This window comes from Psychrobacillus sp. FSL H8-0483 (assembly GCF_038637725.1).
GTDB lineage: Bacteria > Bacillota > Bacilli > Bacillales_A > Planococcaceae > Psychrobacillus.
In genome coordinates, this window is the sequence record NZ_CP152052.1 from 2,783,748 (window position 1) to 2,798,125 (window position 14,378).

At 37.2% G+C, this 14,378-nt stretch carries 11 protein-coding genes; all 11 read right to left on the reverse strand.

What is annotated here, in order from left to right; genetic code table 11:
- Nucleotides 1-79 precede the first annotated feature (79 nt).
- On the reverse strand, nucleotides 80-1,375 hold the full coding sequence (gene hemL, locus MHB48_RS13350; RefSeq protein ID WP_342598523.1) for a glutamate-1-semialdehyde 2,1-aminomutase: 1,296 nt from the start codon (nucleotides 1,373-1,375) through the stop codon (nucleotides 80-82).
- Nucleotides 1,375-2,358 (reverse strand): porphobilinogen synthase, encoded by a 984-nt coding sequence (gene hemB, locus MHB48_RS13355; protein WP_340922147.1) that lies wholly within the window; start codon nucleotides 2,356-2,358, stop codon nucleotides 1,375-1,377. Before hemB ends, hemL begins: the two co-directional genes overlap by 1 nt.
- Complete coding sequence (locus MHB48_RS13360; protein ID WP_342598524.1) at nucleotides 2,355-3,119, reverse strand: uroporphyrinogen-III synthase; 765 nt, start codon at nucleotides 3,117-3,119, stop codon at nucleotides 2,355-2,357. Before MHB48_RS13360 ends, hemB begins: the two co-directional genes overlap by 4 nt.
- Nucleotides 3,112-4,041 carry a hydroxymethylbilane synthase gene (gene hemC / locus MHB48_RS13365; protein WP_342598525.1) on the reverse strand — a complete coding sequence of 310 codons (930 nt, stop codon included), beginning with the start codon at nucleotides 4,039-4,041 and terminating at the stop codon, nucleotides 3,112-3,114. Before hemC ends, MHB48_RS13360 begins: the two co-directional genes overlap by 8 nt.
- Before the next feature lie 17 nt (nucleotides 4,042-4,058).
- Entirely contained in the window at nucleotides 4,059-4,889 is an 831-nt protein-coding gene (gene ccsA, locus MHB48_RS13370; RefSeq protein ID WP_342598526.1) for a cytochrome c biogenesis protein CcsA, read from the reverse strand.
- 79 nt (nucleotides 4,890-4,968) lie between these two features.
- Nucleotides 4,969-6,336 carry a glutamyl-tRNA reductase gene (gene hemA / locus MHB48_RS13375; protein ID WP_342598527.1) on the reverse strand — a complete coding sequence of 456 codons (1,368 nt, stop codon included), beginning with the start codon at nucleotides 6,334-6,336 and terminating at the stop codon, nucleotides 4,969-4,971.
- A 674-nt stretch (nucleotides 6,337-7,010) separates the two neighbouring features.
- Nucleotides 7,011-7,592 carry a ribosome biogenesis GTP-binding protein YihA/YsxC gene (gene yihA, locus MHB48_RS13380; RefSeq protein WP_340922154.1) on the reverse strand — a complete coding sequence of 194 codons (582 nt, stop codon included), beginning with the start codon at nucleotides 7,590-7,592 and terminating at the stop codon, nucleotides 7,011-7,013.
- On the reverse strand, nucleotides 7,592-9,913 hold the full coding sequence (lon, locus tag MHB48_RS13385) for an endopeptidase La (RefSeq protein WP_342598528.1): 2,322 nt from the start codon (nucleotides 9,911-9,913) through the stop codon (nucleotides 7,592-7,594). The genes yihA and lon overlap by 1 nt, the downstream gene beginning before the upstream one ends.
- 185 nt (nucleotides 9,914-10,098) lie before the next feature.
- Nucleotides 10,099-11,367, reverse strand: a complete 1,269-nt coding sequence (gene clpX / locus MHB48_RS13390) for an ATP-dependent protease ATP-binding subunit ClpX (RefSeq protein WP_340922156.1) — start codon at nucleotides 11,365-11,367, stop codon at nucleotides 10,099-10,101.
- A 163-nt stretch (nucleotides 11,368-11,530) separates the two neighbouring features.
- Nucleotides 11,531-12,811: a trigger factor gene (gene tig / locus MHB48_RS13395; protein ID WP_342601383.1), complete on the reverse strand. Its 1,281-nt coding sequence runs from the start codon at nucleotides 12,809-12,811 to the stop codon at nucleotides 11,531-11,533.
- Between the two features lie 135 nt (nucleotides 12,812-12,946).
- Nucleotides 12,947-13,954: a hypothetical protein gene (locus MHB48_RS13400; protein WP_342598529.1), complete on the reverse strand. Its 1,008-nt coding sequence runs from the start codon at nucleotides 13,952-13,954 to the stop codon at nucleotides 12,947-12,949.
- Nucleotides 13,955-14,378 lie beyond the last annotated feature (424 nt).

A 14,378-nucleotide genomic window follows, 5' to 3' on the forward strand; every position in this document is an offset into this window, starting at 1 on the left:
TCCTTCATATAGGACAACTTATGTAAAGACATCGGAAAATATGAAAAAGCCTCGCAATATATGCAAGGCTTTTTACAAATTATTTAGCTGATAATTTTTCAAACACTGTATGGAAAGCTTGAACAGTCTTTTCAATATGCTCCTCTGTGTGGGCACTAGATAAGAACATTCCTTCAAACTGGGAAGGTGGTAAATAAATACCTTCCTCCGCCATTAAACGAAAATATTTCGCAAATAAATCTAAATCCGAGTTTTTCGCTTGATCATAGCTGATTACGTCCTCATTGGTAAAGAAGAAACCAATCATTGATCCTGCTCGATTCACGGTATGTGGTATATCATATTTCGTCGCTGCTTCGCGGAAACCTTTTTCCAGTAAGTCACCAAGTTTGATGAAATGCTCATATGATCCTTCGTTTAAACGCGTTAATGTTTCATATCCTGCAGTCATGGCAAGTGGATTACCAGAAAGTGTTCCAGCTTGATAGACAGAGCCACTTGGCGCAATCATTTCCATGATTTCGCGTTTCCCACCGAAAGCACCAACTGGTAACCCTCCACCGATTACTTTCCCTAGACATGTTAAGTCAGGAGTAATACCGAAATAGCCTTGTGCACAATTATATCCAACACGGAAGCCAGTCATCACTTCATCAAAGATTAATACTGTTCCATTTTGCTCTGTTAGTTCGCGTAGACCTTCTAAGAACCCTTCTAATGGAGGAACAACACCCATATTTCCTGCAACTGGTTCAACGATTACTGCTGCTAAATCGTCCCCAAAGTTTTCGAATACGTAACGAACGCTCTCTAAATCATTATAAGGTACTGCAATCGTATTTTTCGCAATGGATTCAGGAACACCTGGACTATCTGGTAAGCCTAATGTAGCAACACCAGAACCCGCTTTAATTAGTAAGCTATCTCCATGACCATGGTAGCAGCCTTCAAATTTTAAAATTTTGTTTCGTCCTGTAAACCCACGCGCTAAACGAAGTGCGCTCATTGTTGCTTCTGTGCCTGATGAAACCATACGTACCATTTCAATGGAAGGGACGCGTTCCATCACAAGTTTGGCAAGTTTATTTTCAATTAATGTAGATGCTCCAAAGCTAGTGCCTGTTTCAGCCACTTGTTGGATCGCTTTTACTACATTTGGTTCTGTATGACCTAAAATAAGAGGTCCCCATGATAATACATAATCGATGTATTCATTGCCATCTATATCTGTTAAAATTGCACCTTTTCCACTCTCCATGAAAATAGGGTCCATATCTACGGATTTAAATGCACGGACTGGACTATTTACGCCACCTGGCATTAGCTCTTTCGCTTCTTCAAATGCTTGCTTGGATAATTCATATGATTTGGTCATTATTTCTCCTCCAACCAACGCGCTACGTCTTTAGCATGATACGTTAAAATAATATCTGCTCCTGCACGTTTCATTCCTGTTAACGTTTCTAAAACAATTTCTTTTTCGTTAATCCAACCATTGATAGCAGCAGCTTTCACCATTGCATATTCTCCACTTACATTATACGCAACGATTGGAGTTGCAAAGTTATTTTTCACATCACGAATAATGTCTAAGTAAGAAAGTGCTGGTTTCACGATTAAGAAATCGGCTCCCTCTTCGATATCAGATGTTGCTTCACGTATTGCTTCCATACGATTAGAATAATCCATTTGGTATGTTTTACGGTCGCCAAATTTCGGTGCACCGTCCGCAGCTTCACGGAAAGGTCCGTAATAGGCTGAGGCATATTTTACTGCATAAGACATAATTGGCACATCTGCAAATCCAGCCTCGTCTAAACCGTGACGAATAGCAGCAACAAAGCCATCCATCATATTGGAAGGCGCAATAATATCCGCACCCGCTTGTACTTGACTAATTGCTGTTTTTGCCAATAAATCAAGTGATGGATCATTTAAAATTCTTTCATTTGCATCCACTACTCCGCAATGCCCATGATCGGTAAACTCGCAAAGACAAGTATCTGCAATAACTACTAATTGAGGATGACGTTCTTTAATAAAGCGAATTGCTTTTTGCACGATTCCATGATCATGATACGCCTGTGTACCAACTGCATCTTTCACAGCAGGAAGTCCAAATAAAATGACAGAAGGAATACCTAGTGAAACTACCTCGTCCACTTCTTCTCCTAAACGATCTAGTGAAAATTGAAAAACACCTGGCATAGAAGCTACTGGATTCTTAATGTTTTCTCCGTCCATGACGAAAATTGGATAGATTAAATCTTCTTTATGTAAGTAAGTTTCTTTTACCATAGCTCGTAGGCCAGCTGATTGTCTTAAACGACGATGACGTTGAAAAAATAATTCTGTCATTTTTCTCTCCCTTTCCATTGCGCTAATTTATTGACTACTTCTGTTAAAGTGTATGTGTCGGGCATTACATGAACCGTAACACCTAATGATTTTAAATAGTCTTTCGTGATATGACCAATTGCACAAATCGTGTAGCAATTATAACCCAAATATTGTCCAATACTTTGGTGAAATACTTTGGCAGTGGATGGACTAGTAAAAATAATCGAGCAGCTTTGGTCACCTTCTAAAATTTTTCGTAATTGCTCCTTATTTTCTTCCACTTCCACTGTTTCGTAAATCGTCCAGACGTCTACAACATTGGGTATACCATCTGAGATTGTATTCTTTGCAAGATTCCCTCTAAAAAATAAACAAGTATCATCCGCTGAGACGAAAGCAGGAAATTCCTGCACAAATACATCGGCGCTAAACGTTTTTGGAGTAAAATCTACAGTAAAACCTAATCTCTCCAAAGCAGAAGCTGTTTGAGAGCCAACTACAGCAATTCTCGCTTGAAAAAACGAGACATCTAGCTTATAGCGTTTCATTTTTTCATGAAAAGCCTGCACGCTGCTTTGACTCGTAAAAATAAACCAATTGTACATTTGGCTTTCTAGAAGCTTCTTTTCATCCTCTGTCGAAACGATTTCTGCTGTCGATATAAGTGGTGCAATTACCGCTGTTCCTCCAAGCCCTGAAGTAAGATCCGCTGCTTCTTTTGATCTTGGTATTCCAGTAAAAATGACAAACTCATCCTGCAGAGGAAAGACTTTAGACATTTAAATCTGCCTTAACTTTTTGGATTAGATCGTATGCTCCTTGCTCTGTAATAAGACGAGCAACTTCTTTACCAGCTGCTTCTGCATCCTTACCTGTGATTACTTCTTTGTATACAATAGATGCATCTGGAGCTGCAACTAAACCTGTAATCGTAATTTCATCACCATTGATCGTTGCATAGCCTGCAATCGGCACTTGACATCCACCGTCCATAGCTGCTAAAAATGCACGTTCCGCATGAACAGCATTCCATGTATCTTCATGGGAAAGCTTACGAAGTTCTGCTAATAACTCAGCGTCATCCTCACGACATTCTATCGCAAGAGCCCCTTGTCCAACAGCCGGCACACAATCTTCTGTTGATAAATATTCCGTTACTACTTCATCACTCCAACCAAGACGTTTTAGTCCTGCTGCAGCTAAAATAATGGCATCATATTCGCCATCTTTCAGCTTTTGTAATCGAGTATCTACATTCCCACGAATCCATTTAATTTCTATATCCGGACGTAGTAATAATAATTGCGCACTTCTTCTTAAACTACTTGTTCCCACAATAGCACCTGATGGAAGGTCTGCAAATTTCACATTACCAGTAGATATAAATGCATCGCGCTCGTCAACACGTTTAGGTGTACATCCCATGACTAATCCTGCTGGTAATACAGATGGCATATCCTTCATACTATGTACTGCAAAGTCGATTTCTTTATCATATAAAGCTTGTTCAATCTCTTTTACAAAAAGCCCTTTACCCCCAACTTTAGATAACGTTACATCTAAGATTTGGTCCCCTTTTGTAACAATTTCTTTCACTTCAAATTCAAAGGGAGCTCCCATATCTTTCATTTGTTGAATAAACCAGTTGGTTTGTGTCAGAGCTAATTTACTTCTTCTAGAACCTACGATAATTTTACGCATTATTTCGCTACCTCTCTTTAATACCATAAATGGAATTGTGATAATTGACTACCCAATAAAAAATTTATTAAGACAAATAAAAATGCATATATGTGAATCCAGGCATAGTTTGTCCCGATAATAGTTGCTCGTTTCCTAAGTAATAGCACAACAATATAAATAACTAATACTATAAAGGAATTGACAATCTTGAAATCAAAAATAGAGAACATTTCTATTGATACATATCCCCATTGTAACCCTAGAACTAAACTTACAAACAATAAAGGAATGCCAGTCACAATGGACATTGTCATGCCATTCTCCGCTTGATTCAGGGAGGGTAATCTTGAAAATTGCTTAGTCCACTTTTTCTTTTTTAAAACTCGAAACAATATCAAGTATAAAGTAGAAAAAACAAACGCTAAAGCAAAAGCTGCATATGCTAAAAATGCAAACGTGATATGAATAAATAATAATTCAGATCGAAGTGCATCACCAACATGAGACTGTTCCATTTGATTTGGTGCAAATGTGTGGATGGTCATAAAGATGAACCCAATCATATTCAAAAAGAATGCTGGCAAATCTAAACGAAATACGAATTGTAGCACAAGTGACAACAAAATAATTAGCCATGCATAAAAGTAAATCCCCTCAAATAAGGAGAGTATTGGAAAGCGCTTCATTTCCACCATATACATAACCAAAAACACCGTTTGCAATAACCACACAATGGAGAGCAGCCCCACTGCAATGCGATGAGCTAGACGCTCTTTGTTCAAATAATCAATAAAATAAAAAACAAGGCTTACGGATTGGAGGATGACCATAATCTCGTGTAGCCTTGTCATCGTCAAATCAGCCATACTATTCTCCCTTTACACAATAAAAAGGCGTTTCATATATCTATTAGTTTCCATAAGATACAAAAACGCCTCCTTTTACTTAGTTTAATGACAAATTTCCTTCTAAATCTTTTGATTCCACCAGTGACTGCTTTAAATTAATTTTCGCTCTTTCTGCTTGAACGACAATTTCATTTTGCACATCTTCTTCAATTCCGAAAATCTGTTGGAATAGTTGAAGCTGGTCAGCTGACCCTTTTGCTGTAGATAATTCTTTTACCTGCAAGATTGGATCTTTTAAAAATTGATTAATAATCGATTTCGTATGCTTATTTAGAATTTTGCGTTCGCGATCGGTTAAATTTGGCATTTTATTTTCAATAGAATTCATCGTTTCTGTTTGAATTCTATTCGCTTTTTGGCGCAACGCCGAAATAATTGGTACGACCCCAAGTGTTGTTACCCAATCATTAAATTGAACAATTTCCGCTTCAATCATTTTATTAATTTGTGCTGCAGCACGTTCACGTTCTGCTAAGTTTGCTTCTACAATTCCTTGTAAATCGTCGATGTCGTATAAGAATACATTTGGTAAATCACCAATACGTGGATCTAAATCACGAGGTACAGCAATATCGACCATAAATAACGGTTTCCCTTTACGCAAGCGATCAACAAATTGCATTAATTCAAAGTCAATAACATATTCTGTTGCGCCTGTTGAACTGATTAGAATATCAGCATCGAGCAATGCACATTGAAGCTCGTCCATTGGCTTGGCGTTTCCATCAAACTTAGACGCAAGCTCTTTCGCTTTTTCAAATGTACGGTTAATTACCGTCACTTGTCCTGCACCACTCCCGTGCAAGTTTTGAATCGCAAGTTCTCCCATTTTCCCTGCACCTAAAATCACAATATGCTTATGATTTAAAGAACCGAAAATTTTCTTCCCTAGTTCTACTGCTGCATAAGAAACTGAAACAGCATTTTCACCAATTGCCGTTTCCGCATGGGCACGTTTTGCAAACGTCACTGCTTGTTTAAATAATTGGTTGAAAACAGTACCTGTTGTTCCATTTTCTTGTCCATTTAGAAAGCTCTTTTTTACTTGTCCTAGAATTTGTGTTTCACCAAGTACCATCGAATCAACGCCTGCTGTTACACGAAATAAATGATTATTCGCTTGGTCGTCCTCGTGAATAAACAAATAGCTAGACAGGTCTTCTAAAGGTATATCAAACCAATTGGCTAAAAACTGCTTTACATAGTATTTCCCTGTATGCAATTGATCTACGGTTGCATAAATCTCCGTACGATTACATGTAGAAACTATGACGTTTTCTAATACACTTTTTTGATCCTGTAATGCTTGCATCGCATTCGGTAGCTCATTTTCAACAAATGACAGCTTTTCTCGAATTTCGACAGGAGCAGTACGGTAATTGACACCAACCACGATTGTATGCATGGAATCATGTCACCCTTTCACGTTCATTTCATAGTCCTATTATATCATAGCTTTTCTTTCATTCATTATACATTTGTGAACAAGCTATGAAATCTTAATTAGAATTATTACAAATTAATAATAGCAAATACTATAGACCGATACAATCATTCTGCCCAATTTTATCGAAGTCTAACTATTCTAATAAAATAATCGCTAAATTTCCAACTAACCCCATTAAAAGGACGCTAACTTTGCAATAATTGCAAAACATTAGGTTCTGTTAAACAATAAGAGCTAATTGACGAAAATCCACTCGCTTTCCGCAGACGAACTGCCAAGCCTCCTCGGGGCGGATGTTGGTCACGAATTTGTTGAGGCCCACAGGATGTGGGTCATGCAATCGTTGCCGCAAATGTTCTTTTGCGACGAGCTTTGCGAAGGAGCAGGATGTGGCGAACTTAGGATTTGTTCCTATACTCGTTGCGGGGTCTTGGCAGCCCGTTTTTCCGCAGGAGTCTCACAGATTTTCGTTTCACTAAATATATTTATCTATAATACAACAACCTAATTTATCAGTTCTAAATATTAAAACTGGTCGTATAGAAAATATAATTTCCTAAAGACCAGTTCTAATCTTACATTATAGGTAGATACTTTAGAACGAATAAAGTGCGTTTAACAACAGTATGTAATTACATTCTGCTCTCTATTTCTGCCCAAGCAGCGTCAAAGCCTAATCCTGTTTCCGATGAAAATACAATTAATGGGTCATTTTTGTCCATTTGCAATTCATCTTTTACCATCTTTTTATGCTTATCCCATTTCCCTTTAGGAATTTTATCGGCCTTTGTTGCAATAACGATACAAGGGATATTGTAGTGCTTCAAAAAGTCGTACATCATGCAATCATCAGCACTTGGTGGATGTCTTAAATCGACAATTACTACAACCGCTTTTAACACATTGCGAGAGGTAAAATACGTCTCAATCATTTTACCCCACGCTGCACGCTCTGATTTTGATACTTTCGCGTAACCATATCCAGGTACATCCACAAAAATTAAATCTTCCTCCAGCTTATAAAAATTTAATGTTTGTGTTTTCCCTGGTTTAGATGAAATACGCGCCATGCTTTTTCGACCAATCATTTTATTAATGAAAGACGATTTCCCAACATTCGAACGTCCTGCTAGAGCAAATTCGGGTAAGTCCCCTTCTGGATATTGAGCTGGTCTTACAGCACTTATAAGTAGTTCTACGTTATGGATTTTCATTATTTTGCCTCCTCTAATGCTATTTGAAGCACCTCTTCAGCATCGGAAACAAAATGAAACGTTAATACTTCGCGAACACTTTCTGGTATATCTTCAATATCGCGTTCATTGTCTTGTGGACAAATAATAGTCGTTAAACCTGCGCGATGTGCACTTAATGTTTTTTCTTTTAAACCGCCGATCGGTAATACTCGGCCTCTCAGTGTTACTTCTCCAGTCATCCCCACTTCACGACGAATTGGACGTTTCGACAAAGCAGAAACTAAAGCAGTAACCATTGTAACTCCCGCAGAAGGTCCATCTTTCGGGACTGCTCCTTCTGGAACATGAATATGAATATCCTTGTTTTCATGGAAGGTTGGATCAATTCCAAATGCTTCTGCTTTTGAGCGAACATAAGATAATGCAGTTTGAGCAGATTCTTTCATGACATCGCCAAGCTTACCTGTCAATTGGAGTTTGCCTGTTCCAGCCGATAACGACACTTCTATTTGAAGTGTATCTCCACCAACTGTTGTATATGCAAGTCCTGTTGCCACTCCAATTTGATTTTCTGTTTCTGCTTGTCCATATCGGAATTTTCTTTTACCAATGATGTCTTCTAAATTTTTGGTCGTAATCGATACACGCTTTTTATCAAGGGAAACAATTTGAAGTGCGGCTTTTCGGCAAATATTTGCCATCACACGCTCTAAACTTCGTACACCAGCTTCACGCGTATAATATCGAATAACATCTAATAGAGCGTCCTCTTTAACTTGAAGCTGCGATTTTTTCAAACCATGCTCTTTTAATTGCTTTGGTAATAAATGATTTTTCGCAATAGAAAGCTTTTCGATTTCCGTGTATCCTGCAATAGAAATAATTTCCATACGGTCTTTTAATGGACCTGGAATTGTACTTAGATCATTAGCAGTGGCAATAAATAATACATTGGATAAATCATATGTTTCTTCAATATAATGGTCACTAAACGTATTATTTTGTTCAGGATCTAGCACTTCTAACATCGCTGCAGAAGGGTCTCCTCTAAAATCATTGGACATTTTATCAATTTCATCTAATAAAATAAGTGGATTGATCGTCCCTGCTTTTTTCATTCCTTGAATAATACGACCCGGCATCGAACCTACATAAGTTCTACGATGCCCACGAATTTCCGATTCATCACGAACCCCGCCTAATGAAATCCGAACAAAATTACGTCCCAAAGATTCCGCAATTGACTTTGCAAGGGAAGTTTTCCCTACTCCAGGTGGTCCAGCTAAACAAAGAATTGGTCCACGTAAGGATTTCGTTAATTGGCGAACAGCTAAATATTCTAGTATTCGTTCTTTTACAGGTTCTAATCCATCGTGATCACGATTTAAAATCTGTTCAGAACGCTTAATATCTAACTGATCTTCCGTTGATTTTGACCATGGAATAGAAACAATCCATTCAATATAATTCCGAATGACACCACTTTCTGGTGCTTGAGACGGTAATTTTTCATAACGCCCCAATTCTTTTAAGACATTCATTTTAGTCGTTTCTGGAAGACCCGCTTTTTCAATTCGCTTCTTCAACTCTGCAACTTCACCAGTTTTACCTTCTTTATCACCAAGCTCTGTTTGAATTGCCTTCATTTGTTCTCGAAGATAAAACTCTTTTTGCGTTCTTTCCATTGCATTTTTAACACGCGTATGAATTTTCTTTTCTAAATTTAGTATCTCTTGTTCGTTATACAATTGACCTATTAGTGCTTCTAGACGTTCTTTTACATCTACTATTTCTAAAATTTCTTGTTTGCCAGAAAATTTCAGCGGCAAGCTTGATGCAACCATATCAGCTAATCGACCAGGTTCCTGTATTTCTGCAACGGATAAATACGTTTCTTCCGATACTTGCTTTGATGCCTTTGAATACTTTTCAAAATTATGTAATAAAGTACGCATTAGCGCTTCTTCTTCTTTGTCCGCTGTTTTAGGTTCATTATATGCAGTTACTTTTACCTCATCAAATGTATCTGTGACTTTATAATCGTCCCAAATCGCTCGTTGCAAACCCTCTACTAAGACTCTCATTGTTCCATTTTGTAACTTCACTATTTGCTTAATATGCGCTAAAATACCGACATTATATAAGTCTGGTTCAGTCGGTTGTTCTATGCTCATATCTCTTTGAGCAGAAAGAAATAACTTTTCTTCACGTTCCATTGCTTCATTTAAAGCTGCGATTGAACGTTCTCGTCCAATATCTATATGCAGAATCATGGTTGGATATAAAAATAATCCTCTTAGTGGTAATAACGGATAATATGTCACATTGTTTTTTGTCATCTGGGGAAGTCACCTCCATCTTATTCTGTCCGATTTATCAAGTAATAATACAGTTATAGCGTATCATTTAGAGAATGTATTATTAACCGACAGTTAATACGAATCCTAACATAAGGAGAAAAAGCTGACATCCTTGCTTACGCTAAGCACGCGTAGTTTGGAAGCCAGCTTCTTCAATGGCTAATTTAAGCCGATGTTTTTTCGTTATCTTTTTCTACTTCAGTTCCATCTGCTAATAATAGCTTTGGATGTGTGTGATCTGTAATTGTTTCTTTCGTCACAACACATTCCACAATATCTTCACGTGAAGGTAGTTCGTACATCACATCTAACATCGTGTTTTCTATGATAGAACGAAGACCACGAGCACCTGTTTTACGTTCGATAGCTTGCTTTGCAATCTCTACTAATGCATCATCTTCAAATGTTAACTTAACATTATCCAATTCAATCATTTTTTGATATTGCTTGACAAGTGCGTTTTTAGGCTCAGTTAATATTTGTACAAGCGCTTTATCATCTAACTGCTCTAAGCTTGCAAGTACTGGTAAACGACCAATAAACTCTGGGATAAGTCCAAATTTCAATAAATCCTCTGGGATTAACTGAGCAAGTACAGAACCCGCTTCCACTTGAGCTTTGTTTGGATCTGCACCGAAACCAATTACTTTTTCACCTAGGCGACGCTTAATAATTTGTTCGATTCCATCAAATGCTCCTCCAACGATAAATAAAATATTCGTTGTGTCGATTTGAATGAATTCTTGGTGTGGATGCTTCCGTCCGCCTTGCGGTGGAACACTAGCCACTGTACCTTCCAAGATTTTAAGAAGTGCTTGTTGAACACCTTCACCTGAAACATCTCGAGTAATCGAAGGATTTTCAGATTTACGTGCTACTTTATCTATTTCATCGATATAGATTATCCCTTTTTCTGCTCGTTCAATGTCGTAGTCTGCAGATTGAATAAGCTTTAAAAGAATATTCTCTACATCTTCTCCAACATATCCTGCTTCCGTTAAAGAAGTAGCGTCAGCAATAGCAAATGGTACGTTCAATATACGCGCTAAAGTTTGAGCTAATAATGTTTTACCACTACCTGTAGGACCAATTAAAACTATATTTGATTTAGATAGTTCTACTTCATCAATTACGCTATTGGAATTAATACGTTTGTAATGGTTATAGACAGCAACAGCAAGTGATTTTTTTGCTCGTTCTTGGCCAATTACATACTCATTTAGAATAGCTAAAATTTCTTTTGGTTTTGGAACTTCTTTAAATTCTACTGCTTCTTCTATTCCAAGTTCTTCTTCTACGATTTCAGAACACAAATCGATACATTCATCACAAATATATACACCTGGTCCCGCAACTAGCTTGCGAACTTGCTCTTGTGGTTTTCCACAAAAAGAACATTTTAAATTCCCTTTTTCATCATTGAATTTAAACAAAATATTCACCCCTATTCAAGCCATTATCTTACAAGATTCTTAACACGGAATCAAATAATAAGTTTAAGTATGTTTTATACGACAGGTACACTATGTATGGTATAAAACAAGGCACAGACAATTTCCTGTACCTTGTTTTATATTATAACTCTTTAATGACAAATTATGAAATTTTAGCGTTTTCTACTAAGAATTCAACTGTTTTTTGGAAACGAAGGTCATTAGCAAGAACTTCAGTACCACCAAGTGCTTTTTTAATGTCTTCAGCAGCCATGTTAAATTGAGCAGCCATTTTTTCAAGTTCTGCAGTGATATCTTCTTCTGAAGCTTGAAGCCCTTCTTTTACTGCAATTGCTTCAAGTGTTAAAGAAACTTTCACACGAGTTTTCGCATCTTCACCCATTTGAGCGCGTAAAGCAGCTTCGTCTTGACCAGAGAATTGGTAGTAAAGGTCTAAATTCATGCCTTGTTGTTCTAAACGTTGACCAAATTCTTGTAACATACGATCAGTTTCTGACTTAATCATAGCTTCAGGAATATCTATTGTTGCGTTTGCCGCAGCAGCTTCTACTAAATCATCGCGAAGATTTTGTGCGGATGATTGTTTCTTCTGTTCAGCAGCAGCTTCTTTTAATTTTGCACGTAATCCATCGATACCTTCAACTTCAGCATCTACTTCTTTAGCAAAATCATCGTTTAATTCAGGAAGTTCTTTCCCTTTTACTTCTTTAATAGTTACTTTAAATACTGCTGGTTTGCCAGCTAATTCAGCTGCATGGTATTCTTCTGGGAAAGTTACTTCCACGTCTTTTGCTTCACCAGTTTTCAAACCAACTAATTGCTCTTCAAATCCTGGAATGAAAGAGTTAGAACCGATTTCTAATGCGTAATCTGTTCCTGCTCCACCTTCGAATGCAACTTCATCAACGAAACCTTCAAAGTCGATTACAGCAGTATCGCCTTCAACGATAGCATCTTCTTTAACAACTAATTCAGCTAAACGAGCTTGTTGGCTTTTTAATTGTTCTTCGATTTCTTCGTCTGTAACAGTTTCATCTAATTTTGTTACTTCAAGACCTTTGTAATCTCCTAATGTAACTTCAGGTTTTACAACAACTTTAGCAGTAAATACTAAAGGTTGTCCTTTTTCCATAGTTACGATGTCGATTTCTGGTTGATCTACAGGATCAATTCCAGCATCTTCAACAGCATGACCATAAGCATGTGGAAGAATGATATCTAAAGCATCTTGGAATAAAGATTCCACACCATACATTTTTTCAAACATTTGACGAGGCATTTTCCCTTTACGGAAACCTGGTACGTTAATTTGTTTTACTACTTTTTTAAACGCTTGATCTAATCCTTTTGAAACTTCTTCTGCAGTAACTTCAACAGTTAGTAAACCATTGTTTCCTTCTTGTTTTTCCCATTTAACTGACAAATTCATTGACATATATTCTACCTCCAAAAATAAATTACAATAATTTAGCAGCCTGTATTTTCAAGTACAGGACAGTTTTACACTAATTATATTGACAACTTGTATATTATAGCATAGATGACTAGAGTTTCAACATTATTCATTATCTACTACTTCTAAAGAATCTTCCACTAATTTGATTAAATCCAATAACGGATTTGATTGCAATGAACCTTCTCCAAATAAAGTATCCACATAATCAATATACGTTAAAGCAACCGTTTCATCCTGATAGCCTTCCCACTCAAAAGGAAATAAGGCATATGCATGACGATGCACTAGTTCTGTCGTTAATGCAAGTTTGGAAGGATCTTTTTGTAAGAATTCATGCACACACTCTGTAATGGCATCTCTACGGCCTATAGCTGTATTAGCTGGAAGTACAGAAGGATTTACTTTTCCCTTGAAACCAAACTTTTTCATTGTAACTTCATCGCTTACCCCAGCACTGCCAAGAAGTAAAAGAGCTAGTGTTTGGATCGTTGGAGCTATGCTTTCACTTTCCGCAATTGCTTTAATCTCCGAAATTGAATCTATTATATTTTTGTGAAAAGCCTGTTGTAACAATTGTTCTTGCTGTGGAAAACGAAGACTTGTAAAGTATTCGAGCTCGAGTTTTTCTTTTTCCATTTCGATCACTAGAGGACTATCTTCGACTTCTATTAAAATATCTTGTTCAGCTGCAAGTCTTATGCTCAAGTCTTTTAACTGGAGAAGACTATCTATTCGATCTTGTGAAAAGTTATAATCTCTCAGTAAACGAATTAATACATGATCGAGTTCTTTATACTCTTTCAACTCCACTAATATCGTTAAATATAATTCGACCATTTGTTCAAATACGGGAGATTTTTCCGCTAATAAACTCTCACATATCTCTTTCGCCTCTCGAGGTCGTCTTGTTTCTAATAACGTGAGAACATACACGCTCAGAATCATATCATCTAATTTAATATACTTTTTTGCCTCATCAAAACACAATGCTGCTTTTATATAATTACTTTCTTCCGCAAACGCTAAACCATCTGCAATTAAAGTTTCTACCATTCCAGGAAAAACAATCACGTTTTCCTTTTTTTGAAGGAAACGATGCTTTTTCTTCAATTTAATCGCCCGCCTTTACGTTCTATGTATACTTAATACTATACCATGTTATTTTCATTGTCTCATTCATAATAGAAGACTTATAAAGGGCTGTCCCTAAAGTCATACATTAACTGAGAAATGGTCCCTTTTCCAATGTATTGATTTCCGTTCCAGACGGACGCTTTCCGCGGGCATGGCTTCAGTCTCCTCGTCGCTTTCGCTCCTGCGGGGCCTTCAGCTCATGCTATTCCCGCTGGAGTCGCCGTCTTCCACTACAATCAATTGCCCTCTCTATTTTTTCGTCATTAGTGATATTACAATTGTGAGAATTGAGGTAGAAAATTATTTTCTTAATGGTAGTTCTTTAAAGTACTTGAAAACAAGCATTTAATTCATTGGAGTATCTCAACTTTAAAATCTCACGAATACTGGATTCAAGGAA